Origin of the sequence: Sphingomonas sp. TDK1 (assembly GCF_001650735.1) — a bacterium.
Taxonomy (GTDB): Bacteria; Pseudomonadota; Alphaproteobacteria; order Sphingomonadales; family Sphingomonadaceae; genus Sphingomonas.
Window position 1 is genome coordinate 314,966 of sequence record NZ_LXVY01000034.1, and the last position, 23,828, is coordinate 338,793.

26 protein-coding genes are annotated in these 23,828 nt (G+C 66.2%); 16 read left to right on the top strand and 10 right to left on the bottom strand.

What is annotated here, in order from left to right; genetic code table 11:
- Entirely contained in the window at window positions 1-756 is a 756-nt protein-coding gene (gene tpiA / locus A7X12_RS18115; RefSeq protein ID WP_064312839.1) for a triose-phosphate isomerase, read from the bottom strand.
- A 118-nt stretch (window positions 757-874) separates the two neighbouring features.
- Between tpiA and A7X12_RS18120 the strand changes: the two genes are divergently transcribed.
- Window positions 875-2,818: a SurA N-terminal domain-containing protein gene (locus A7X12_RS18120; RefSeq protein ID WP_064312840.1), complete on the top strand. Its 1,944-nt coding sequence runs from the start codon at window positions 875-877 to the stop codon at window positions 2,816-2,818.
- Window positions 2,815-4,302, top strand: a complete 1,488-nt coding sequence (trpE, locus tag A7X12_RS18125) for an anthranilate synthase component I (RefSeq protein WP_064312841.1) — start codon at window positions 2,815-2,817, stop codon at window positions 4,300-4,302. The genes A7X12_RS18120 and trpE overlap by 4 nt, the downstream gene beginning before the upstream one ends.
- 165 nt (window positions 4,303-4,467) lie before the next feature.
- Here the strand turns inward: trpE and A7X12_RS18130 are convergent, their stop codons facing one another.
- Window positions 4,468-4,878: a hypothetical protein gene (locus A7X12_RS18130; protein ID WP_064312842.1), complete on the bottom strand. Its 411-nt coding sequence runs from the start codon at window positions 4,876-4,878 to the stop codon at window positions 4,468-4,470.
- A gap of 113 nt (window positions 4,879-4,991) precedes the next feature.
- Here A7X12_RS18130 and A7X12_RS18135 point away from each other — a divergent pair, with 113 nt between their 5' ends.
- From A7X12_RS18135 to A7X12_RS18180, 10 genes are all read left to right on the top strand, one after another.
- A complete protein-coding gene (locus tag A7X12_RS18135; protein ID WP_064312843.1) occupies window positions 4,992-5,576 on the top strand; it encodes an anthranilate synthase component II in 585 nt (194 codons plus the stop codon).
- Window positions 5,577-5,621: 45 nt separating this feature from the next.
- Window positions 5,622-6,026 carry a hypothetical protein gene (locus A7X12_RS18140; RefSeq protein WP_064312844.1) on the top strand — a complete coding sequence of 135 codons (405 nt, stop codon included), beginning with the start codon at window positions 5,622-5,624 and terminating at the stop codon, window positions 6,024-6,026.
- Window positions 6,027-6,081: 55 nt separating this feature from the next.
- Window positions 6,082-7,077, top strand: a complete 996-nt coding sequence (gene trpD, locus A7X12_RS18145; RefSeq protein ID WP_064312845.1) for an anthranilate phosphoribosyltransferase — start codon at window positions 6,082-6,084, stop codon at window positions 7,075-7,077.
- Window positions 7,074-7,844, top strand: coding sequence for an indole-3-glycerol phosphate synthase TrpC (gene trpC / locus A7X12_RS18150; RefSeq protein ID WP_064312846.1), 771 nt, complete (start codon window positions 7,074-7,076; stop codon window positions 7,842-7,844). Before trpD ends, trpC begins: the two co-directional genes overlap by 4 nt.
- The gene (gene moaC / locus A7X12_RS18155) at window positions 7,841-8,314 is read left to right on the top strand and encodes a cyclic pyranopterin monophosphate synthase MoaC (protein WP_064312847.1); all 474 of its coding nucleotides are present in this window, start codon (window positions 7,841-7,843) and stop codon (window positions 8,312-8,314) included. The genes trpC and moaC overlap by 4 nt, the downstream gene beginning before the upstream one ends.
- Window positions 8,315-8,397: 83 nt before the next feature.
- Window positions 8,398-9,195 (top strand): uroporphyrinogen-III C-methyltransferase, encoded by a 798-nt coding sequence (gene cobA, locus A7X12_RS18160; protein ID WP_064313058.1) that lies wholly within the window; start codon window positions 8,398-8,400, stop codon window positions 9,193-9,195.
- On the top strand, window positions 9,192-9,488 hold the full coding sequence (locus A7X12_RS18165; protein WP_010542971.1) for a DUF2849 domain-containing protein: 297 nt from the start codon (window positions 9,192-9,194) through the stop codon (window positions 9,486-9,488). The genes cobA and A7X12_RS18165 overlap by 4 nt, the downstream gene beginning before the upstream one ends.
- 3 nt (window positions 9,489-9,491) lie before the next feature.
- The gene (locus tag A7X12_RS18170; protein ID WP_064312848.1) at window positions 9,492-11,126 is read left to right on the top strand and encodes a nitrite/sulfite reductase; all 1,635 of its coding nucleotides are present in this window, start codon (window positions 9,492-9,494) and stop codon (window positions 11,124-11,126) included.
- The gene (locus A7X12_RS18175) at window positions 11,119-11,544 is read left to right on the top strand and encodes a DUF934 domain-containing protein (RefSeq protein ID WP_064312849.1); all 426 of its coding nucleotides are present in this window, start codon (window positions 11,119-11,121) and stop codon (window positions 11,542-11,544) included. Before A7X12_RS18170 ends, A7X12_RS18175 begins: the two co-directional genes overlap by 8 nt.
- Window positions 11,537-12,301, top strand: a complete 765-nt coding sequence (locus tag A7X12_RS18180; protein ID WP_064312850.1) for a phosphoadenylyl-sulfate reductase — start codon at window positions 11,537-11,539, stop codon at window positions 12,299-12,301. Before A7X12_RS18175 ends, A7X12_RS18180 begins: the two co-directional genes overlap by 8 nt.
- Window positions 12,302-12,308: 7 nt before the next feature.
- Here A7X12_RS18180 and A7X12_RS18185 read toward each other — a convergent pair whose 3' ends face one another.
- Window positions 12,309-13,634 carry a carbohydrate porin gene (locus A7X12_RS18185; protein WP_064312851.1) on the bottom strand — a complete coding sequence of 442 codons (1,326 nt, stop codon included), beginning with the start codon at window positions 13,632-13,634 and terminating at the stop codon, window positions 12,309-12,311.
- Between the two features lie 97 nt (window positions 13,635-13,731).
- Between A7X12_RS18185 and A7X12_RS18190 the strand changes: the two genes are divergently transcribed.
- Complete coding sequence (locus A7X12_RS18190) at window positions 13,732-14,010, top strand: metal/formaldehyde-sensitive transcriptional repressor (protein WP_064312852.1); 279 nt, start codon at window positions 13,732-13,734, stop codon at window positions 14,008-14,010.
- Window positions 14,011-14,023: 13 nt separating this feature from the next.
- On the top strand, window positions 14,024-14,827 hold the full coding sequence (locus A7X12_RS18195) for a fructosamine kinase family protein (RefSeq protein WP_064312853.1): 804 nt from the start codon (window positions 14,024-14,026) through the stop codon (window positions 14,825-14,827).
- Between the two features lie 24 nt (window positions 14,828-14,851).
- Here the strand turns inward: A7X12_RS18195 and A7X12_RS18200 are convergent, their stop codons facing one another.
- From A7X12_RS18200 to cyoA, 7 genes are read right to left on the bottom strand one after another with little or no spacing between them, the layout of a single operon-like run.
- Complete coding sequence (locus A7X12_RS18200) at window positions 14,852-15,379, bottom strand: response regulator transcription factor (protein ID WP_064312854.1); 528 nt, start codon at window positions 15,377-15,379, stop codon at window positions 14,852-14,854.
- The gene (locus A7X12_RS18205; protein WP_064312855.1) at window positions 15,376-16,647 is read right to left on the bottom strand and encodes an ATP-binding protein; all 1,272 of its coding nucleotides are present in this window, start codon (window positions 16,645-16,647) and stop codon (window positions 15,376-15,378) included. Before A7X12_RS18205 ends, A7X12_RS18200 begins: the two co-directional genes overlap by 4 nt.
- The gene (locus tag A7X12_RS18210; RefSeq protein ID WP_064312856.1) at window positions 16,644-17,309 is read right to left on the bottom strand and encodes an SURF1 family protein; all 666 of its coding nucleotides are present in this window, start codon (window positions 17,307-17,309) and stop codon (window positions 16,644-16,646) included. The genes A7X12_RS18205 and A7X12_RS18210 overlap by 4 nt, the downstream gene beginning before the upstream one ends.
- 23 nt (window positions 17,310-17,332) lie before the next feature.
- The gene (gene cyoD / locus A7X12_RS18215; protein ID WP_064312857.1) at window positions 17,333-17,710 is read right to left on the bottom strand and encodes a cytochrome o ubiquinol oxidase subunit IV; all 378 of its coding nucleotides are present in this window, start codon (window positions 17,708-17,710) and stop codon (window positions 17,333-17,335) included.
- Window positions 17,707-18,333, bottom strand: coding sequence for a cytochrome o ubiquinol oxidase subunit III (cyoC, locus tag A7X12_RS18220; protein ID WP_064313059.1), 627 nt, complete (start codon window positions 18,331-18,333; stop codon window positions 17,707-17,709). The genes cyoD and cyoC overlap by 4 nt, the downstream gene beginning before the upstream one ends.
- A 4-nt stretch (window positions 18,334-18,337) precedes the next feature.
- Window positions 18,338-20,335: a cytochrome o ubiquinol oxidase subunit I gene (gene cyoB, locus A7X12_RS18225; RefSeq protein WP_064312858.1), complete on the bottom strand. Its 1,998-nt coding sequence runs from the start codon at window positions 20,333-20,335 to the stop codon at window positions 18,338-18,340.
- An 8-nt stretch (window positions 20,336-20,343) separates the two neighbouring features.
- A complete protein-coding gene (gene cyoA / locus A7X12_RS18230; protein ID WP_064312859.1) occupies window positions 20,344-21,471 on the bottom strand; it encodes a ubiquinol oxidase subunit II in 1,128 nt (375 codons plus the stop codon).
- A gap of 134 nt (window positions 21,472-21,605) precedes the next feature.
- Between cyoA and A7X12_RS18235 the strand changes: the two genes are divergently transcribed.
- Complete coding sequence (locus A7X12_RS18235; RefSeq protein WP_064312860.1) at window positions 21,606-22,937, top strand: MFS transporter; 1,332 nt, start codon at window positions 21,606-21,608, stop codon at window positions 22,935-22,937.
- A 75-nt stretch (window positions 22,938-23,012) separates the two neighbouring features.
- Complete coding sequence (mazG, locus tag A7X12_RS18240; protein ID WP_064312861.1) at window positions 23,013-23,765, top strand: nucleoside triphosphate pyrophosphohydrolase; 753 nt, start codon at window positions 23,013-23,015, stop codon at window positions 23,763-23,765.
- Window positions 23,766-23,828 lie beyond the last annotated feature (63 nt).

Here is a 23,828-nt window from a genome sequence, read left to right on the forward strand (position 1 = left end):
TTAATCCCCTGCCGCTATTTCGGCAGCCGCCTCGATAATCGGCACGAACTTGGCCGCGGTGAGGCTCGCCCCGCCCACCAGCGCCCCGTCGACATCGTCTACCGCGAGGATCGATGCGGCATTGGCGCCGCTTACCGAACCGCCATACAGGATACGCATATCATTGGCCGAAAGCCCGATCATCCCGCGCAGCTTGGCGCGGAGAATGGCGTGCATGGTCGCGATCTCGTCAAGCGTGGGCGTCTTGCCGGTGCCGATCGCCCAGCGCGGTTCGTAGGCGATGGTCAGCCAATCAGGCGCGGCGCCGTCCGGCAGCGATTTCTCGATCTGGGATTGCACGATCCGCTCGGCGCGGCCTGCGTCATGCTCCGCCTCGGTTTCCCCGCAGCACAGGATGACGTTCAGGCCGTGCCGTCGCGCGGCGGCAGCCTTGGCCCAGGCGTGATGGCTCGTCTCGGCCTGGTCGGCGCGGCGCTCGGAATGGCCGACGATTACCACCCTGGCGCCGGCCTCCACCAGCATCGGGGCGGAGACGTTGCCGGTATGTGCCCCCGCATCATTCTCGTGCACGTCCTGCGCACCGATGACGAAGTCGCGGGCGATCTCGACAGCCGGCGCAATCAGCGTGAACGGCACGCACAGCAGCGCATCGACCTGCGGGTGTTCCCGCGCCGCCGCTGCGATTTCGGCGATCTCCGGCAGTTGGGCACGGGTGCCGTGCATCTTCCAGTTTCCAGCGACCAGCTTGCGGCGCATTCATCACTCCCCGAATGTTTCGGCACAGTCGATACCGATTGTGCCGCGCGGCACAAGCTTGAAGGCGCGCCGCACCGGCCCTAAAGCGGGCCCAAATTCCTCGAACGAACGGCTCTCCATGCTCAACGCCTTCCGGAACTTCACCAAGTCGCGCTACGGCCTGATCATCGTCTTTATCTTCCTGGGCCTGCTCGCGATCGCCTTTGCGGCAGGTGACGTCACCGGCATGCGTGCCGGCATCACCGGCGCGAACAGCGGCACGCTCGCGACAGTCGCCGGCCAGAAGGTCACCGAGCAGCAGGTCCGCGACCGGCTGGAACGCTATGTTCGCAATGCGCAGGCGCAGGGCCAGAACATTACCATGGCGCAGCTGCTGGCGCAGGGCGGGTTCGAGGCCGCGCTGAACGATGCCGTCAACACCGCCGCGATCGAAGCCTTCGCCAACAAGAACGGCATGGCGGTCGGCAAGAAGCTGATCGACACCGATATCGCGAATAATCCCCAGTTCGCCGGCATGGACGGCAAGTTCAGTCAGCAGACGTTCGAGCAGTTGCTCGCGCAGAATCGCCTGACCCCGGCGCAGTTCCGCGAAGGCATGACCACGCAGCGCTATGCTGCCTGGCTCGTCGGCCCGGTCGCGCTTCGCGCACCGGCCCCCGCCGGCGTGGTGACGCCCTATGTCGCGACGTTGCTGGAGCGCCGCACCGGCATCGTCGGTTTCGTCCAGTCGCTGGCAATGGATCCGGGCCCTGCGCCGGACGCGAACACCCTCGCCGGCTATTATGCCCAGAATCGCAGCCGCTATCAGGTGCCCGAGCGCCGCATTGTCCGCTATGCGGTCGCCCAGCCCGATGTGCTGAAGGCGCAGGTCACCCCGACCGACGCCGAGATTGCAGCCGCCTACAAGAAAGAGGCCGCGAAGTACGCCGCAAGCGAAAAGCGCGGTGTAGAGTTGGTGCAGGCGATCAGCCAGTCGGTGGCCGCAAAGGTTGCCACGGCCGCCAAGGCCGGAGACCTTGCCGCTGCCGCCAAGGCTGCCGGCCTGGAAGCCCGCACGATCGATGCGACCGACAAGGCCGGGCTCGCGAAGCAGGTTTCCGCTGCCTTTGCAGATGCCGCTTTCACCGCCCCCGCCACCGGCCTGCAGGGTCCCGTGCAGCTTGGCGGCGCCTGGTTCGTCTATCGCGTGACCAAGGTCGAAAAGATCGCCGCCCGCACGCTCGAGCAGGTCCGCACCGAACTCACCGACGAAGTAGGCAAGCGCAAGCTTGCCGCGCTGCTGGCCGAATCGCGCCAGGCGATCGAAGATGCGATCGGGGACGGCGCGACCTTTGACGAAGCGGTCGCCAAGGCCAAGCTGACCGCCGTCCGCAGCTCCGCGCTGATTGCCAACGGCACTGACCCGGACAACGCCGCGTATCAGCCCGACGCCACCGTTACCGCCGTGATGAAGGCCGGCTTCGGCTTTGAACAGGCGGGCGACGAGCCCCAGGTCATCCCCGTCGGCGCGAACGGCAGCTTCGCGCTCGTCTCGCTCGAGAAGATCGTGCCCGCCGCACCGCGTCCGCTCGCCCAGATTACCGAAAAGGTGAAGGCAGACTATTTGCTGGATCAGGCCCTCGCCAAGGCGCGTGCCGCCGCCACCGCCATGCTCCCGAAGCTGCAGAAGGGCGTGCCGATGGCGCAGGCGCTGGCGGAGGTAGGCGCAAACAAGGGCGCACCGCCGAAGCCGTTCGACTTCAAGCGGAGCGAACTGCGCGGCAAGGAGAACTTCATCCAGTTGGCGTTCGACATGCCCGCCAAGACCGCGCGACTGGTCGAGGCACCGAACCGTGCCGGCTATTATGTCGTCTATGTCGATACCATCCAGCCGGGCAACGTGGCGGGCGACCCGCAGGGGCCGCAGATTCTGCAGTCGATCACCCAGGCGCTGGGACAGGTCGGTGCGCAGGAATATGAGCGCCAGTTCGCCGCCTCACTGGTGAGCGAGCTCAAGGTCCGCCGCAACGAAGCCGCCATCGCGCGGCTCCGTGCCGACCTGCAGCGCAACGGCGCCCAGTGATCCAGGGTCTCGACGCCGCCCGCGCAGCGCTCGCCCTTGGCCGGCCTGCGCTGGTCTGGCGCCAGCAGGTCGCGGATACCGAGACGCCGGTCGCCGCCGCACTCAAGCTGATACAGCCGGGCCGGGGCGACTTCCTGCTCGAGTCGGTCGAGGGCGGCTCGGTGCGCGGGCGGCACAGCCTGATCGGGCTGGCACCGGACCTCGTGTTCCGTGCGACCGGCACGGAGGCGGAGCTGAACCCCCACTGGATGACGGATCGCACTGCGTTCGAGCCGCTATCCGCCGATCCACTTACCGCGCTTCGCACGCTGGTCGCGGATTGCCGTATGGACGTACCGGCGGAGCTGCCGCGCGCGCTCGCCTGCCTGGTAGGCTATTTCAGCTACGAGACCGTCGGGCTGGTCGAGAAATTGCCCCGCCCCCCGCAGAGCCCCGTCGGGGTGCCGGACATGATCTTCGTGCGGCCCACGGTGCTGCTCGTGTTCGACCGGCTGGCGGACAAATTGTTCTTCGTCGCGCCGGTCTGGCCCGGCGCCGACCCGGAAGCCGCGGCCGAGCGCATCGATGCGGTCGCCGCGCAACTCGCCAGCACCCCCCTCCCCGCCCCGGTCCGGGCGGAGCCACGCGCCATCCAGCCGACGCCGGTGCTCGCGGAAGGGCGCTATGCCGAGATGGTCGCCGCGGCGAAGGACTATATCGCGGCTGGCGACATCTTTCAGGTGGTGCTTGCCCAACGCTTCACCGCACCGTTTCCGCTGCCCCCGTTCGAGCTCTATCGCGCCCTTCGGCGGATCAATCCCTCGCCCTTTCTCTATCATCTCGACCTGCCGGGCTTTGCGCTCACCGGATCGAGCCCCGAGATCCTCGTCCGTGCCCGCGATGGCGAGATTACGATCCGTCCGATCGCCGGTACCCGTCCACGCGGCCGCACCGCCGCCGAGGACGAGGCCAACCGCGCCTCGCTGCTGGCCGACCCCAAGGAGCGCGCCGAGCATCTGATGCTGCTCGATCTGGGCCGCAACGACGTCGGCCGCGCCGCAGCCCCTGGCAGCGTTCGGGTGACCGACAGCTATACGGTCGAATTCTACAGCCATGTCATGCACATCGTATCGAACGTGGTCGGCCGCCTGCGGGACGATGCCGATGCGATCGACGCGCTGTTCGCGGGCTTTCCCGCAGGCACGGTGAGCGGCGCGCCGAAGGTCCGCGCCTGCGAAATCATCGCCGAGCTGGAGGCGGAGACGCGCGGTCCATATGCGGGCGGCGTCGGCTATTTTTCGCCGGATGGTTCGATGGATTCGTGCATCGTGCTACGCACCGCCCTGGTGAAGGACGGTGTGATGCACGTGCAGGCCGGCGCCGGGATCGTCGCCGACTCCGATCCCGTTTATGAACAACGCGAATGCGAAGCCAAATCGGGCGCACTGTTCGCCGCCGCGCGCGAGGCGATCGCGCGCGCCAGCGAGGCGGGCTTCGGGCAATAGGCCGGTCCGCCAGCCCCTGCGAAGCCGACCCTCGATCCTGATCGTCATCCCGGCGAAGCCGAAACCGGGTGGCCGCTTGGCTTCGGCAAGAATCGGAGCGGAAGTGCCAATGGGTCCCGGCTTTCGCCGGGATGACGGCTGCGTACTGCGGCGCGCGCGGCGCGATCAGGGCACGCGCGAGGCCTTCGCTTCCTTGTCCAGCTTGTCCTGATACCATTGCTGCAGCATCTGCCGCGTGCATCCGGTCTGGCCACCGGAGCCAACCGGCGAGCAGCTGTTCGGCAGGCCAGCGCTGTTGAAATCTTCCACCACTTCCATCCGGCGCGACCAGCTGGTCGAGGGTGCGTCCTCTTTCGGCTGATCGCGGAAGCGCTTCGGAATGCGATACGGTGACTCGCCCGCGTTCGAGCAGACGACGATCTCGTCCGGATTCGCCGGCTTGGGACAGCTCTGATCGCCATAGAGCAGGATGCTGCGCACCCGCTTGGGCGGCCCGTCCGGCGCGGTCTGATCCTGGGGCTGGGCGAGCGCCGGTGCGGCAAGCAGGGCGGTGGCAATCATCAAACGGGCAAGCATCGGGGATACTCCTGGAGGTGACACAACGTCCCTGCCCCGCCGCGGTGCCGCCGCACTGTGGCGCGCGCAAGGCCGGATTGTGCATCGGCGCCTGAGCGCCTAGGTCTGCGCCCATGATCCTCGTTCTCGACAATTACGATAGCTTCACCTGGAACCTCGTCCATTATCTGATGGAATTAGGGGTGGAGGTGCAGGTGGTACGCAACGATGCCCTCACCGCAAACGAAGCGATCGCCACGAACGCACAGGGTTTTCTCATCTCGCCAGGCCCGTGCACGCCGAACGAAGCCGGGATCAGCCTGGATCTGGTGGCAGCCTGCGCCGATCTGGGCAAGCCGCTGCTCGGCGTGTGTCTGGGCCATCAGTCGATCGGCCAGCATTTCGGAGGCAGCGTGGTGCGCGGTGGGCTGATGCACGGCAAGACCTCGCCGGTTTCGCACGACGGCACCGGATTATTCGCCGATCTCCCCTCACCCTTCACAGCGACGCGCTACCACTCGCTGATCGTCACCGACATCCCCGACAGCCTGGTGGTGAATGCCACCGCCGAGGACGGATCGGTGATGGGCTTCCGGCACGCATCGCTGCCGATCCACAGCGTGCAGTTTCACCCGGAGAGCATTGCCACCGAGCACGGCCATGCCATGCTCGCCAACTTCCTGCGCCTGGCCGGTATCGAGGCGACGGCCACCGCCTGACCTGCTTCAGCCTCGGTTCATCGCAGTCGTGCCAGGAGCCACACCATGAAACCGATCCTCGCCTCCCTGCTCGCCGGTGCCGCGCTGCTTGCGGCACCTGTCGCCAACGCTCGTCACCGCGATACGCCGGACCAGCAGCTCGCCAAGCTGCTCGACGGCCGAGTCGCCGGCAAGCCGGTCGATTGCATCAGCCTGGTCCGCACCGGTTCCAGCCAGATCATCGACGGCAAGGCGATCGTCTACACCGTCGGCAACACGCTGTACGTCAACCAGCCGCGTGGCGGTGCCGATCAGCTGGACGACAATTCGATCCTGGTGACCAACACCTTCGGGTCCCAGCTGTGCAGCATCGATACGGTGCGGCTGATCGACCGCAATTCCTATTTCCCGCGCGGCTTCGTCTCGCTGGGCGAATTCGTGCCCTATACCAAGCCGAAGAAGAGCAACTAAGCCGCGCAAGCAGGATTTGCTCGACAGTCTGGCCGCGTCCCGGAATAGAGGCGGCGTGACCAGCCTCAGCCTGCTTCCCGATCCGTCCTCCCCGCTTGCCCGCGAAACCGCCGCGCAGGCGTTCGTCGACATTCTCGACGGCACTGCGCCGGAGGCGGAGATCGAGGCGTTCCTCATCGCGCTCTCGGTGCGCGGCGAGACCAGCATCGAAATCGCCGAGGCCGCCCGCGCGCTGCGCAATCGGCTGATCCCCGTGACGGCGCCCGAAGGTGCGATCGATGTGTGCGGCACCGGTGGCGACGGGCACCACACGCTCAATGTCTCGACCGCGGTCAGCCTGGTGGTGGCCGCCGCCGGCGTTCCAGTAGCCAAGCACGGCAACCGCGCCGCCTCCTCCAAGGCCGGCGCTGCGGATACGCTGGAGGCACTGGGCCTCGACCTCGATCGGGCGGCGGCGCGGGCCGAGGAGAGCCTGCACGAAATCGGCATCGCCTTTCTGTTCGCCCAGCACCATCATCCCTCGCTCGCCCGGATCGCGCCGATCCGGCGGCGGATTGCGCGGCGGACGATCTTCAACCTGATGGGGCCGCTCGCCAACCCGGCGCATGTCCGCTATCAGCTGATCGGCATCGCGCGGCCCGATTACGCGCCCGTCTATGCAGAGGCGCTGGAGCAGCTCGGCGTCGAGGCGGCGGCGATCGTCTCGGGCGAGGATTCGCTCGACGAGCTTTCTACCGAAGCGGCGAGCGTCGTCATCAATGTCGGCCGCGCCAAGCTGCCCACCCGCATCACTCCCGAGGACGCCGGACTGCCGCGCCATCCGCTGGCGGCGATTCGCGGTGGCGATCCCGAATACAACGCCCTTGCCCTGCGCCGCCTGCTCCAGGGCGAGCACGGCGCCTATCGCGATGCGGTGCTGCTCAACGCGGCAGCCGCACTGATGGTCGCGGGTCGCGCCGATGACCTACGGGACGGGGTGGAGGAAGCGGCCGAGATGCTCGACAACGGGCTTGCCAATGCCCTTCTCGACTGCTGGATCGCCTTCGCATGAGCACCATTCTCGACACGATTATCGAAACCAAGCGCAGCGAGGTCACCGCCCGCAAGGCGAGCCCGCACGCCTGGCCGACACCATCTGCCCCTCGCGGTTTCAAGGCGGCACTCGATGCGCGTGCTTCGGCGGGTGGCTACGGCCTGATTGCCGAGATCAAGAAGGCGAGCCCGTCCAAGGGCCTGATCCGCGCGGACTTCGACCCGCCCGCCCATGCCCGCGCCTATGCCGCCGGTGGGGCGGCCTGCCTATCGGTACTGACCGACCATGAGTATTTTCAGGGGCACGAGGACTATCTGGTCGCCGCCCGCGCTGCCTGCGATCTGCCGGTGATCCGCAAGGACTTCCTGATCGACCCGTGGCAGGTGGCGGAATCGCGGGCGATGGGGGCGGATGCGATCCTGATCATCGTCTCGGCGCTCGACGACGGCCAGATGGGCGAGATCGAAGCTGCCGCGATCGAACATGGCATGGACGCGCTGGTCGAGGTGCACGACGCCGACGAGCTGGAACGCGCGCTTAAGCTTAGATCGCGGCTGATCGGCGTAAACAACCGCAATCTCAAGACCTTCGAGGTGGACGTGCAGAAGACGTATGACCTCGTGCGCCATGCCCCCAAGGACTGCACCTTCGTGGCGGAGTCCGGCCTCAACAACCGCGCCGATCTCGACGCGATGGCCGCGCACGACATTCGATGCTTCCTGATCGGCGAATCGCTGATGCGCCAGGCCGATGTCGAGGCGGCGACGCGGGCGCTGGTCGGATGAGCGGCCTCACCCATCTGGACGAAACCGGCGCGGCACACATGGTCGATGTCGGCGGCAAGTCGGTCACCGCACGCGAGGCCGTGGCGCAGGGTCGCATCACCATGTCGGCCGAGGCCGCTGCGGCGATTCGCGACGGCAGCGTGAAGAAGGGCGACGTACTCGCCACCGCGCGCATTGCCGGCATCATGGCGGCGAAGAAGACTGCCGAGCTGATCCCGCTCTGCCATCCCCTGCCCCTCACCCGCGTCGCGATCGACCTCGATCTGGACGATACCGGCGTCACCGCCACCGCCACCGCCGCGACCGAGGGCAAAACCGGCGTGGAGATGGAGGCGCTTACCGCCGTGTCGGTCACGCTGCTCACGCTCTACGACATGGCCAAGGCGCTCGATAAGGGCATGGTGCTCGGCGACATCCGCCTGCTCGCCAAGACCGGCGGCAAGTCCGGCGACTGGCGCGCCCGGGGCTGAGGCCGGGGCGGCAAAGAATCCCTTAGCCGCCCCAAACCGATCCTCCATTGCCCCGCAGCGGCCACCGGGCCATGTGCGGCATCATGGCATCGCTTCTCGACCCTCTTTCGCGCGGCCGCGTGATCCTCGTCGGCGCCGGTCCTGGTGACCCCGGCCTCCTTACCGTTCGCGCCGTCGAGGCGTTGAAGATCTGCGACGTGCTCGTCCATGACGGGCTGGTCGACGATCGCGTGCTCGATCTCGCTCCCCAGGCACACCGTATCTCGGTCGCCAAGCGGCGCTCCAAGCACACGCTGCCGCAGGAAGCGATCAACGCCCTGATCGTCGCGCATGTGAAGACCGGCGCCGTCGTCGTCCGCCTGAAGGGCGGTGACCCGTTCATCTTCGGTCGCGGTGGCGAGGAAGTTGAAGCGGTCCGCGAAGCCGGGCTGCCGGTGGAAGTCATCCCCGGCGTCTCCGCCGCGCTCGGCGCCGCCGCCGAGGCGATGCTGCCGCTCACCCATCGCGACTGGTCCAGCGCGGTGAGCTTCGTCGCCGGCCAGTGCAAGGGGCTGACCGACCAGGACTGGTCGGGCCTCGCCGGCAAGGGCCGCACGCTGGTGATCTATATGGGCGTCGCCACCGCCTCCGCCATCGCCGACAAGCTGATGGCCGACGGCGTCGCGCCGGATATGCCCGTTGCCGTGCTGGAGCGCGCCACGCTGGAGGGCCACCGGGCGATCCGTACGCTGCTCGCCGATCTCGGCCCGATGGTCGAGCGCGAGGACGTGCAGAGCCCTGCGATCATCGTCGTCGGCGAAGTGACGCTGCTGGCCGATGCCGAGGACAAGCTCGCCCGCTGGGCGCGCGCTGCTGAGACTTTGGGCGAGGATCAGGCATGAAGCTGTTGACCGGCAATGATCTTCCCACTGGCGACGTTGTCTGGTGGACCGGCGAAGGCTGGTCGCGCCATGTCGCCGAGGCGGTGGACGTGGGCGACAAGGGCGACCTGATCGCCGCCACCGAAGTGGCCGCACGGCGGGTTAACGTACCCTATGTGATCGACGCCGAGGCGACCCCGGAAGGCCCCCGCCCTGCGCATATCAAGGACCGCATCCGCGCCCTGGGCCCGACGGTCCGCGCGGACCTGACCCTCAAGCCCGCCGATCCGCAGGCCGGAAGCTGGGTGATCTGAACCATGTACAAGTATGACGAATATGACGCCTCGATCGTCGCCGCGCGCGTCGAGGAATTCCGCGACCAGGTGCAGCGTCGCCTCGCCGGCCACCTGACCGAGGACCAGTTCAAGCCGCTGCGGCTAATGAACGGGCTCTATCTCCAGCTGCACGCCTATATGCTCCGCGTGGCGGTGCCCTATGGGACGCTCGACAGCCGGCAGATGCACATGCTGGCGCACATCGCCCGCAAGTATGACCGGGGCTATGGCCATTTCACCACCCGCCAGAACCTCCAATACAACTGGATCAAGCTGGAGGACGCACCCGACATCCTCGCCGAGCTGGCGACGGTGGAGATGCACGCGATCCAGACCAGCGGGAACTGCATCCGCAACATCAGTTCGGACCAGTTCGCCGGTGCTGCGGCCGACGAGATCACCGATCCGCGCCCCTGGGCGGAGTTGCTCCGCCAGTGGAGCAGCTTCCACCCCGAATTCAGCTACCTGCCGCGCAAGTTCAAGATCGCTGTAATCGCCAGCGACACCGATCGCGCGGCGATGCGGCTGCACGATATCGGCATCCAGATCGTCCGCAGCGATGCGGGCGAACTCGGTGCGCGCATCTATGCCGGCGGCGGCATGGGCCGCACCCCGATGATCGGCTCGCTGATCAAGGAGTTCGTGCCCTTCGCCGATTTCGTGAGCTATCTGGAGGCGTGCCTGCGCGTCTACAATCGTCACGGCCGCCGCGACAACATCTACAAGGCGCGGATCAAGATCCTCATCCATGCGATCGGTGCGGCGGAATATGCGCGCCAGGTGGAAGAGGAGTTTCAGGCGGTGAAGGCCCTGGGCATCGATCCACCCCAGGCCGAATTCGACCGCATCGCCGCCTATTTCGCGCCGCCGGCGTTCGAGCCTGATGCCCCCGACACCGTCGACCGCAGCGATCCCGATTTCGCCGTCTGGCTCGACCAGAACGTCCATGCGCACCACGCCCCGGGCTACGCTGTCGTCACGATCAGCCTCAAGCCGATCGGCGGCATCCCCGGAGACGCCTCGGCCGACCAGATCGACGTGATGGCCGACCTCGCCGCGCGCTACAGCTTCGACGAGCTGCGGGTGACCCACGCCCAGAACATCGTGCTCCCGCACGTCCGCAAGGCCGACCTGTACGCCGTCTGGACCGCGCTCCGCGAAGCTGGTCTCGCCGAGGCCAATCTCGACCTGATCAGCGACATCATCGCCTGCCCGGGCCTCGACTATTGCAGCCTCGCCAATGCGCGTTCGATCCCGCTCGCGCAGAAGATCAGCGCACGCTTCGCCGATCCGGCGCGCCAGCGCGATCTCGGCGAGCTCAAGCTCAAGATCTCGGGCTGCATCAACGCCTGCGGCCACCATCATGCCGGCCATATCGGCATCCTCGGCGTCGACCGGAAAGGCACTGAGAACTACCAGCTGCTGCTCGGCGGCTCGGGCGCGGAGGATGTCAGCCTGGCCGACATCACCGGCCCCGGCTTCAGCGAGGACGGCGTGGTCGACGCGATCGAGCGCGCCACGGACGTCTATGTCCGCGAGCGCACCCCCGGCGAGCGCTTCGTCGATACCTATCGCCGCATCGGCATGGCACCGTTCAAGGAGGCCATTTATGGTTGAGTTCCTGCGCTACCGCGACGACGAGGCGCATGACGAGCCGGCCGTGACGCTCGACAGCTTCTTCGGCCAGTCCAATGCCACCGCGGTCCGGATCGAGTCCGGCGAGGATGCCCGGGCGTTGCTGCCGCATCTGGACCGCATCGCGCTGGTCGAGGTGAGCTTCCCCAGCTTCCGCGACGGTCGCGGCTATTCCACCGCCCGCATCCTGCGCGAGTCCGGGTACAAGGGCGAGTTGCGCGCGCAGGGCGACGTGTTGGTCGACCAGATCCCGCTGATGCGCCGCTGCGGCTTTGACAGCTTCGCGCCCGACGCCCCTATCGACGCGGAAACGCTCGCGGCTGCGCTCAACCGCTACGACTTCCGCTACCAGGCGGCAGCCGACGCCATCGTGCCCGTGTGGAAACTCCGCCATGGCTGAGCCGGCGCGCCAGATCGACCGGATCGACGTCACGCCACGCTTCGCTGACGCGGACGTCGTGCGGCTGAACACGCGGTTCCTCGGCGTGCCCACGCTGGAGATGCTGCGCGCGGTGTTGGCCGAAAAGCTTGCCGGCGAAACAGCCATCGTCTCCTCCTTCGGCGCGGAGTCGGCGGCGCTGCTGCACCTTGTCGCCAGCGTCGATCGGTCGGTGCCGGTGCTGTTCCTCGATACCGGCAAGCATTTCCCCGAGACGCTCGCCTATCGCGACCTGCTGGTCGAACGACTGGGCCTCAGCGACTTCCGCAACCTCCGCCCCGATCCCCAGCTGCTGGCCAAGCGCGACGGCACCGAGCTGCGCTGGTCCTACGATCCCGACGGTTGCTGCGAAATTCGCAAGGTGTTGCCGCTCGAAGCAGGCTTGGCCGGCTTCGACGCGACGATCACCGGCCGCAAGGCGTTCCAGGCGAGCACCCGCGCCGCCCTGCCGCGTTTCGAGCGCGACGGCGACCGGCTCAAGATCAATCCTCTGGCGGATTGGACTAAGGACGATCTCGCCACCTATTTCGCCGCCCACGATCTGCCGGTGCATCCCCTGGTCGCGCAAGGCTATCTCTCGATCGGCTGCGCGCCCTGCACCAGCGTGGTCAAGCCGGGCGAGGATCCCCGCGCCGGCCGCTGGCGGGGCTGGGACAAGACGGAGTGCGGTATCCACACGCCGACCGGCGACGACGACGCCAATCAACCGGTATTCTGATTCCTCTTCAGAAGCCGCCGTGCAATCGCAGTGCGAACACGTTGGCCGGCCCGCGATCGCGGTTGTATCCCGGATTGGCGACGAACTGATAGTCGAGCGTCACATCCAAATTCTTGCGCGGCTGCCAGTCATAATAGGCCTCGGCGATAGCCTCGCTGCCCGAATGCGGCAGTCGACCGTCGCCCACAAGCACGCCGATGCCTCCCGCGTCGAGATACCGCTGATGGTCGTGCGAGATCCCGTTGACGATGCCGACCAGTCCGATGCGGTCGTTCGCGCGCCCCCATCCCGCACCGTTCAGCGCTACGCCTAGCTGCGCGGTGCGGTCGATGTCAGTGAAGTCATAGGGTTCGATCGCCCCGTCAGCGATGCCGGCACGCGCGAAGACGCCCAGCGTCGAGGTCAAGGCCTGCTCCATGTTCACGCCCACCCCCATGCGCGTCGTGCGCTGGCGGACAAGCGCGGTATCCGCGGGCTGCCCTTGTACCGCACCTAATGCCAAGGCATCGTCGAACCGTCCGAAGCGGCCCCGGTTGCGGAACGCCGTGACGCGGATCGCCCCGGGCTGGCCGCCGATCCTGTGGCGATGCTCGACCTCGACGTCGATCTGATATTGCTGGAAACCCCGCTCCAGGGTCTCACCATTGGGTATCTTGGAGAGATTGAACAGGCCTGCGCGAAGCGTCCAGCTACGCTGATACCATTCGGCCGCGATGCCGGTCGAATAGCCCCACGCATCGGCGGCATAGTCGAAGCTGCCGGTATCCACCGCCGACCAGTTCAGGAAATCGCCGCGCGGATCATGCGCATAGCGATTGGTGTCGAACACGTCGCCGACGCCGAACTTGCCGAGCGTCAGCACCACTCGATTTGCCGTCTGGCGGGCGCCAAGCTGGTTGGCCGCTGGCGTGACCACTGCACTTTCCCCGCCTAGCGCGATGGTCTGGCGGAAGAACAGCCGCTGGAGCCGCAGATAAGGCTCGTCCCTGCCGACCTTATAGGCCTCGGCGCTGGGAAAACCCGCGACGCCCAGCGTGTTCGACAGGCCGAAGCCCTGGTCGATCTCCGGATTCACCCAGAGCTCGCCGCTGTCCCATGGGCGCACGCCGGCATAGAGGGTAACGTCGATCGTCTCACGCACCTGGTGCGGCGCCAGGCTGTTGGTGCCGCGATATGGATCGGCAAAGCCGCCCACGCCCTGCACCACCATCGTCGCCTGCCCGTGTACCGCCAGCGTCTGCGGATCGTCGCTGTCCTGCGCCTGGGCTGCAAACGGCAGCATCAGGAACAGCGCCGCCGCACCAGCGGCAGCCTTGGGGAAGGCGTGGATCATGCAATGTCACCCCGAAGCGCGGCGGAGGTCGCCGACTCGACGGCGGCGCCACTATACCCTAGGGGGGTATCTTGCAAGCCTATTGGGAGATGCCGGAATGGGCCATGTCGCCCGCGAGAAGCAGAAACTGCTCAACCGCCTGAAAAGATTGCGCGGACAGGTCGAGGCGATCGAACGCGCGGTGGAGGCGGATGCGGAGTGCGCGCGCGTGCTCCAGCAGGCGACAGCGTGCCGGGGTGCGCTCGACGGATTCATCGCCGAGGTGATCGAGGACCATATCCGCGAACACATGTTGGAACCGGAGGCCGCTCCGAACGATCCCAAGGTCCAGGCGGCCGAGGAACTGGTCGCCATCCTGCGCAGCTATCTCCTCTGAACGGAGTTTCCCCATGCAGACCAGCCTCGCCGACCGCGCCGCCGCGCTGCTCGGCACCGCCGTCGTCGGCGCCGCGGCGCTTTCCGGCGGTGATCTTTCGGCCGTACATCGGCTGCGCCTGGGCAACGGCGGCAGCGCGATCGCCAAACAGGGCCCCCTGGTATCGCAGGAAGCCGAGATGCTCGCCGCCATCGCCCGAAGCGGCGCACGGGCCCCTGCCGTGCTGGCGGTCACCGAAGACCTGCTGCTGATCGAGGAAATGCCCAATGACGGCCGCCTTGCCGCCAGCTGGGACAGCATCGCCGATACGCTGAACATGCTGCATGCCACCCGGCGATCCGGCTATGGCTGGCAGGCCGACTATGCCTTTGGTCGGGTCGCCATTCCCAATGGCGCGCTCCCGGATTGGCCAAGCTTCTGGGCTGAGCGACGGCTGTGCTGCCATATGCCGCACATTCCCGCATCCCTTGCGCGCCGGCTGGAGCGGCTTGCCACAAGGCTGCCCGATCTGCTGCCCGCGCACCCTGCGCCGGCGCTGCTGCATGGCGACCTGTGGGGCGGAAACATCTTGGTGCTGGGCGGGCGCCTCACCGCCTTGATCGACCCGGCCTGCTATCATGGCGACCGCGAAGTGGATGCAGCGATGCTGACCCTTTTCGATTCGCCCCCCGACCGCCTGTTCGATGCGCTCGCACTCGCGCCGGGGTGGCGGGCGCGGCAGCCTATATACCGGCTGTGGCCGCTACTCGTGCATCTCCGGCTGTTCGGCGCCAGTTATGCGGCATCGGTGGAGGCGGCGCTGGAAGAGGTCGAGTGAGCGGCGTCGACGCCGCCCGCGGCCTCAAAGATGTTTCTTGTCGAGCTTGCGCGCCAGCGTCCTACGATGGAGACCCAATCGCCGTGCAGCTTCGGAGAGATTGTAGTTGGTATCGGCCAGCGTCTGGTGGATGTGCTCCCACTCCAGCGTCTTGATCGACGTCGGTCGCGCCTTTAATTCCGTTTCCACATCGCCGTCCACGCGATCGAAGGCAGCTTCGACGTCGTCGGTATTGGCCGGCTTCATCAGATAGTTGGTAGCGCCAAGCTTCACCGCTTCCACCGCCGTGCTGATACTGGCGAAGCCGGTAAGGACCACGATGCGGATCGTCGGGTCGATGTCGTGCAGCTGCTTCACGCAGACCAGCCCGGAACTGCCGCCAAGCCGCAGATCCACGACGGCGCGGGTCGGAACAAAGGCTCTGGCGCGGGTCTCCACCTCCTCCGGGCCGTTCAGCACCTCCACCGTATAGCCGCGCCGTTCGAAGGAACGCGCAAGCGTGCGCGCGAACACCACGTCGTCCTCAATGATCAGCAACCGGTGCTCGGTCATTCCGCCTCGTCCTGCAGTGCCAGCGCCGCCACCGGTACGCGCAGCCGAACCTCCGCGCCACCGCTTTCGAAATTGGTCGCCGCCAGCGTGCCGCCCAGCGTCCGCAGCACGTTGTGCGCGAGGAACAGGCCCAGTCCCGCCCCCTGGCGGCCCTTGCTGCTGTTGTACGGATTGCCGATGCGCGGGAGGATATCGTCGGGGAACCCGCGGCCGTCGTCCCGCACCGCCACTTCCAGCTCGTCGTCTTCGGCGCTGACCGACAGGCGGATGCGCGCGGCTCCGGCTTCCACCGCATTGTCGAGCAGATTGACGATCGACTGGGCCAGCGCCCGATCGGCCACGATCGGCAGGTCGCTCGCCAATCGATAGTCGAGCAGCACGCTGTCGTTGCGCGGCCATTGTTCGATCAAACCGGTGATGAAGCGGCGCAACGTCGTGCGTTCGGGCGCTTCGCCGCTCACCTCGCCCGCAGCGAACAGGATGCCGGCGACGATCGCCTTGCAGCGCGCCACCTCGGCCTGCATGTCGGCGACCTCGGCCGCCAGTTGGGGATCGCCGCCGATCTTCGGGTCGGCCCGCCAGTCGCCGAGCGCCACGGAGATGGAGGCGAGCGGCGTGCCCAGCTCATGCGCTGCGCCGCTGGCGAGCAGCCCCATGCGCACGATATGCTCCTCCTCGGCCGCGCGCTGGCGCAGCTCCGCGAGCCGGGCGTCGCGATCCCGCAGGTTGCGGGCGATGCGGGTGACGAACTGCACGATCAGAGTCGCGGTGAGCGTGTAGTTGAACCAGAGGGCGAACAGGAATGGGCCGGACAGCGTCGTCTGCAGCAGCGGCGGCAAGGCCAGCGGCCGGTGGACGATCGCGAGCAGCGCGAAGGCCGCGCTGGTCACCAGCACCAGCGCCCAGCTCGACCCCGTTTCCAGCAGCACCGCGCCGAGAACGACCTGCAGGAGGTATAACGATATGAAGGGATTGGTCGCGCCGCCGCTCAGATAGAGCAGCACGGTCAGACACGCGACGTCCACCAGAAGTCCGCCCAGCACCTGCGCATTGCTTGCCGGGCGCAGTGCCCGCGCGGGGACCATTGCGAGATTTAGGGCAATGAGCACGCCGACCGTCGCCAGCATCGGCACCAGCGGCAGGCGGACACCGAGCAGCAGGTGTACGCCCAGGATGGTAGTGAGCTGCCCCAGCACCGCCAGCCAGCGCAGTTGGGCGAGCAGTACGAGGTTGCGGCGGGCAGCTTCGTCCGGCCCGGAAACCCTCATTCGCCGAACCGGCCTCGCCAGGCGCGCCAGGCGAACCACGCCGTCAGTATCGCGAGCCCGAACCAGGTCAGCGCGTAGACGAGGTGGTTGTTCGGGAAGCGGATGACCGTCATGCCGCCCCGCGGCCAGCCATCGCCGCTGCGATCGGCGTCGACGAAATAGGGGGCTAGATGGGCGATCCCCTGCCCCATCGCTGCCACGTCGCGGGAGTACCAGCGGTCGGCGCCGGGATCATTGGCCCGCAGGAACCCGCCCTTGGGCTCGCTGAGCCGCAAAAGGCCGGTGACCGTGGTCGCGGCCGGCCGAGCGGTCCTGCAGTCCGGCAGGGACTGACCCTCCGGCAAGAAGCCGCGATTGATGAACACGCTGAAGCCGCGCGAGGTGACGAGGGGCGTCATCACCCATTTGCCGGGACCGATCTCGGTGACGGCCTGGGCGAGTTTCGTGCGGCAGGGCAGGAAATAACCGGTCACGCGGACGCGGCGATAGGTCGCTTCGGCAGTTACACCCGACCATTCGGCGGGCCCGGGGGCGGGAACCGGCGCTGCGGCCAGCCCCCTCTCTACCCGGTCGATCAATGCCAGCTTCCAGGCGCGCCGCTCGACCTGCCAGATGCCGAGGCCGAGGAGGATGGCGATCAGCGGCAACAGCGCGATCGCCATCCACGAGCGGGAAGCCGGCCGGCTCACATGCCGGCGCCGGAAGCCATCCCGGGCATCATGTTGAGGTTCATGTTGAACATCACCCACAACGACCCCGCCAGCGCGATGACGATGATGATGATCGTGAACACCAGCGCCATCAGGGTCCAGCCCTGCTCCGACTTGCTGTTCATGTGGAGGAAGTAGATCATGTGCACGACAATCTGCACCATCGCCAGTGCTGCACAGATGCCGACCGCCAGCGTGGTGTCGGCGATCCATCCGCCCATCACGATCCCGAACGGGATCGCGGTGAGAACGACCGAAAGCAGAAAGCCGGTGATGTAGCCGCCGCGGGTCGAGTGCGGCGCGTCATGGCCATGATCATGCCCGTGGGCGTGGGTGTGGGTGTCCGCGCTCATCGCATGGCTCCAAACAGATAGACGAAGGTGAACACGCCGATCCAGATCACGTCGAGGAAGTGCCAGAACAGCGACAGGCATTGCAGGCGACGGACATTGGCCGGGATCAGGCCCTTGCGGCCGATCTGCACCATCAGCGTGAACAGCCAGATCAGACCAAAGGTGACGTGCAGGCCGTGCGTGCCCACCAGGGTGAAGAACGAGGAGAGGAACGCCGAACGCCACGGACCCGCACCTTCATGGATGAGGTTCGAGAACTCGTAGAGCTCGATGCCGAGGAACGCGGCGCCGAACAGCGCCGTGAGAAGCAGCCAGACCTGCACCGCGCCCTTGCGCTGCTCCTGCACTGCAATCATCGCGAAGCCGTAGGTGATCGACGAGAACAGCAGCATGGCCGTGTTCACCGCCACCAGAGGCAGCTCGAACAGTTCGTGGGAGGTCGGGCCTCCCGCGAAACTGGTTCCATAGACGCCCCAGGCCGCGAACAGCATCGCGAAGATGAGGCAGTCGCTCATCAGGTACATCCAGAAGCCGAGCAGCGTGCTGCCGCCGGGTTCGTGATGCTCCTCCTCGAGCTGGTAGAAGACGGGCGTCTTACCCTTGCGTACGGTAGTGGCGCTCATCGCCTCAAGCTCCCAGCCGCGCCAGCACCTGGGTGCGCGCATTCTCGGTTTCGGTCACTTCTTCCGCAGGAATGTAGAAGTCGCGATCATAGTTGAAGGTATGGGCGATCGCGGTGACGATCAGGCCCAGGAAGGCCGCTGCCGCGAGCCACCAGATGTACCAGATCATCGCGAAACCGACGACCAGCGAGAGGCCCGCCAGGATGATGCCGGCGCCGGTGTTCTTCGGCATGTGGATCGGCAGATAGCCGGTGACCGGACGCTGCGCGCCGCGCGACTTCATGTCGTACCAGGCATCCAGATCGTGGACGATCGGCGTGAACGCGAAGTTGTAGGCCGGCGGCGGCGACGAGGTCGCCCATTCCAGCGTACGCGCGTTCCACGGATCGCCGCTATCGTCCTTCAGCGCCTCGCGGTTGCGGATGCTGACGAAGATCTGGAGCAGGAAGGCGGCGATGCCGACCGCGATGATCGCAGCGCCGATCGCGGCGACGACGAACCAGATCTGCAGGCTGGGATCCTCGAAATGGCGCAGACGGCGGGTCACACCCATCAGGCCGAGCACGTAGAGCGGCATGAACGCCACCCAGAAGCCCACGACCCAGCACCAGAAGGAAACCAGGCCCCACTTCTTGTCGAGCTTGAAGCCGAACGCCTTGGGCCACCAGTAGTTGATGCCCGCGAACATCCCGAACAGCACGCCGCCGATGATCACGTTGTGGAAGTGCGCGACCAGGAACAGCGAGTTGTGCAGCACGAAGTCGGCCGGCGGCACTGCAAGCATCACGCCGGTCATGCCGCCGATGACGAAGGTGAGCATGAACGCGATGGTCCACATCATCGGCAGTTCGTAGCGGATGCGGCCCTTGTACATGGTGAACAGCCAGTTGAAAATCTTCGCACCCGTCGGGATCGAGATGATCATCGTGGTGATACCGAAGAAGCTGTTCACGCTCGCGCCCGAGCCCATCGTGAAGAAGTGATGGAGCCAGACGAGGTACGACAGGATGGTGATGACCAGCACGGCGTAGACCATCGAGGTGTAGCCGAACAGGCGCTTGCCGGAGAAGGTCGAGGTGACTTCAGAAAAGACGCCGAAGGCCGGCAGGATCAGGATGTACACCTCCGGGTGACCCCAGATCCAGATCATGTTCACGTACATCATCGGGTTGCCGCCCGCGGTGTTCGTGAAGAAGTGCGTGCCGACATAACGATCCAGGCTGAGCAGCGCGAGCACCGCGGTCAGCACCGGGAAGGCGGCGACGATCAGGATGTTGGTAGCAAGCGCGGTCCAGGTGAAGACCGGCATCTTCATGAGGCCCATGCCCGGCGCGCGCATCTTGACGATGGTGGCGACGAGGTTGACGCCCGACAACAAGGTACCCACACCCGCGATCTGCAGGGCCCAGATATAATAGTCGACGCCGACATCCGGCGAATAGTCGAGGCCCGACAGCGGCGCCATCGCCAGCCAGCCGGTCCGCGCGAACTCGCCGATGAACAGGCTGGCCATCACCAGCGCTGCACCCGCCGCCGTCATCCAGAAGCTGAAATTGTTCAGGAACGGGAAGCTGACGTCGCGCGCGCCGATCTGCAGCGGCACCACGAAGTTCATGAGGCCGGTGACGAACGGCATCGCCACGAAGAAGATCATGATCACGCCGTGCGCGGTGAAGATCTGGTCGTAATGGTGCGCGTTGAGATAGCCTTCGTTGGCGCCGAACGCCATCGACTGCTGGAGCCGCATCATGATCGCGTCGGCGAAGCCGCGCAGCAGCATTACCAGGCCCAGCACCATGTACATGATGCCGATGCGCTTGTGGTCTACGGTGGTGAACCACTCCTTCCAGAGATAGCCCCACAGGCGGAAATAGGTCAGCGCGCCGAGAAGCGCGATGCCGCCGAGTGCGACGCCCGCAAAGGTCGCCACGACGATCGGCTCGTGGATCGGCAGGCTCTCGATGGAGAGCCGACCGAATATCATCTTCAAAGTGTCAGACATGGCAGTGCTCAAGCCTCGCCCGCCGCCGCGCGACCGGGATAGGCCGGCGCATGCAAGCGGGTCATGTTACGGTTCGAATCCGCGCCGGGTTCGCTGTGGCCGGCGGGAGCGCCGTGCGGATGGGTCAGGTGCGGACTGGTCTTCATTTCGTCCGGCGACTTCATCAGCGCGCCATCAGCGCCCTCGCCCGGACGATTGTTTACCGCAGGCGCGACTTCCTGGGCACCCGCACCATGGTGCATCATCTGGTCGCCGCATGGCGTGCCAGGCTTCACACACATCTGGACGATGCGATCGAACAGGCCGCTCTCGATCGCGCCGAAGTGCATCGCCGGCACCTTCTCGCTGGGCTTTTCCAGCGTGAGATACTGGGTCGCATCCAGCGAACCGCCGCCGGCCTTGGTCTTGGCGACCCACTGGTCGAAGCCGTTCGAGTCGACCGACAGGGTCGGGAAACGCATGTCCGAGAAGCCCGCGCCGCTATAGTTGGCGCTCACGCCCTCGAACGTGCCAACCTTGTTCATCACCGCATGGAGTTTCGTTTCCATGCCCGGCATGGTGTAGACCATGCCCGCCATTGCCGGGACATAGAAGGTGTTCATCACGCTGGACGAGGTCATGCGGAAGCGCACCTGGCGGTCGGCCGGCAGCACCAGCTCGTTGACCGTCGCGATGCCCTGCTCCGGATAGATGAACAGCCACTTCCAGTCGAGCGACACGACCTGGATCTCGAGCGGCTTTTGGCCGGCAGGAATCGGCTTGCCCGGAGCGATGCGATCGAGCGGGCGATAGGGATCCAACTGGTGCGTCGCCAACCAAGTCATCGCGCCCAGCGCGATGATGATCAGCAGCGGAGCCGACCAGATCACCAGCTCGATTCGCGTCGAGTGATCCCAGTCCGGCTTGTACTCCGACTCGGTGTTGCTGGCGCGGTACTTGATCGCGAAAACCACGATCAGGACCATCACCGGGACGATGATGAGGAGCATCAAAAAGACCGACCAGAGGATCAGGTCGGCCTGCTGCCGTGCAACATCGCCGGATGGATTCATCACGACAAGGTCGCACCCGCCGAGGATCAGCGGGGCGGCAAGAGATGCGATCAGGGCCGTCGGCCTAAGGGCACGACGCAGCATGGGCATGGATCGAAACATAGCGGCCGCGAGTTAGGAGGGGTTGTGCGGGTGCGAAATAGGACAATTTGTCCCATGGTCACAACCCGTGGTTTTCTCTAGGTGCTTTCCCCAAAGCTTTGCGGTAGACATATCCTATGGCCAATGCTCAGCTTGGTTCGACACAGATCGAACATGACGCCCGCCTGATCAACACCTCGCACGGTGAAGATCACCTCCGCCCCGGCGATATCGCCATCGGCGTGATCATCGGCCGAACATCCGAGTTTTTCGACTTCTTCGTGTACGCGATAGCGTCGGTGCTGGTCTTCCCGGCGCTGGTCTTCCCGTACATGGATCGCGTCACTGGCACGCTCTGGTCGTTCGCACTCTTCCCCCTCGCCTTCATCGCCCGTCCGATCGGTACCCAAATCTTCATGCGCGTCGACCGTCGGCATGGCCGCGGCGCGAAGCTTGCGATGGCTCTGTTCCTGCTCGGCACCGCAACCGTGACCATGGCGTTCCTGCCCGGCTACGCGCAGATCGGCACGTGGTCGGCGATCCTGCTGGCAATGCTTCGCATTCTTCAAGGGATTGCGCTCGGCGGCGCCTGGGACGGTCTGGCCTCGCTGCTTGCGCTCAATGCGCCGGCGGATCGTCGTGGCTGGTATGCGATGGTGCCGCAGCTGGGCGCCCCGCTCGGCCTCATCGTGGCGAGCGGCCTGTTCGCCTACTTCCTGGGCGCGCTCGACTCTGCCGATTTCATGAGCTGGGGCTGGCGCTATCCGTTCTTCGTCGCGTTCGCGCTCAATGTGGTCGCACTGTTCGCCCGGCTTCGCATGGTGGTCGCGCCCGAATATGTGAAGCTGTTCGAAAGTCGCGAACTCACCCCTTCGCGCGTCACCGCTACGGTGAAAGCGCAGTGGCGGAACATCATCATCGGTGCCTTCGCGCCGCTGGCAAGCTTCGCACTCTTCCACATGGTCACCGTGTTCCCGCTCTCGTGGGTAGCGCTGTTCACCACGGAAGACCTCACCCGCTTCCTGTGGATCGAGGTGGGCGGTGCGGCGTGCGGCGTTGTCGCCATCGTGATCTCCGGCATTCTGGCCGATCGTATCGGGCGCCGCTCGCTGCTCGGCTATACCGCCGCTGCGATCGCCGCCTATTCGGGCTTCGCGCCGCAGCTGCTGGAGCAGGGCAACACGGGCGAGGCCGTGTTCATGATCCTGGGCTTCATCCTGCTCGGCCTCGCCTTCGGCCAGTCCTCGGGTGCGGTCGCCAGCAACTTCCCGAAGCGCGCACGCTATACCGGGGCCGCGCTGACCTCGGACCTGGCCTGGCTGTTCGGAGCAGGCTTCGCCCCGCTGGCTGCCCTGCTGCTGGCCGCGAACTGGGGGGTGATCGCCTCGGGGCTGTACTTGCTCTCCGGTGCGGCGGGCACGCTGATCGCGCTCTACTACAACAAGGAACTCGGTCGACGCCTCGATTGACGACCGCGCGGCTTGCCTAAGCCGCCGCGTATCTCCATGGCCTCCTGCACGCACCCGCGTCCAGGAGGCCTTTTCATGACATCTCCCACCGGAATCGATCGCCTCGTGGCCATCATGGCGCGCCTGCGCGATCCCGAGCGCGGCTGCGAATGGGACGTTGCCCAGACCTTCGCGACGATCGCGCCGTACACGATCGAGGAAGCCTATGAAGTGGCGGACGCGATCGAACGCGGCGACGTATCCGACCTCAAGGACGAGTTGGGAGACCTGCTCCTCCAGGTCGTGTTCCACAGCCGCATCGCAGAGGAAGCGGGTCAGTTCGCGCTGGCGGACGTCGTGACGTCGATCAGCGACAAGATGGAGCGCCGCCACCCGCATATCTTCGGTGATGTGGCGGAAGGCGGCCATCACCTGTGGGAAACCATCAAGGCGGAAGAGCGCGGCGCCAAGGGCGCATCCAGCGCGCTCGACGGTGTCGCCATCGGACTGCCCGCCCTGCTGCGCGCCGAAAAGCTCCAGAAGCGCGCAGCGCGTACCGGTTTCGACTGGCCGGATCCGTCCGGCGCGCGGGAGAAGATCCTGGAAGAGCTGGTCGAAGTCGATGAGGCCGAGAATGATGCGCATCGCACCGAGGAAGTCGGCGACCTGCTGTTCGCAGTCGTAAACTATGCCCGCAAGCTGGGCATCGAGCCGGAAGCCGCACTACGGGCGGCAAACGGCAAGTTCGAACGGCGCTTCAAGGCGATGGAGCAACGGGCCGGCGAGGCGTTCGTGGGGCTCGACCTCGACGGCAAGGAAGCGCTGTGGCAGGCGGTGAAGCGCGGTTGAGCACCCAGCGTTTCTCAGCCGTCACCCGCGCGTTCGTCCAGATGACACGACTCAAGCTCGATG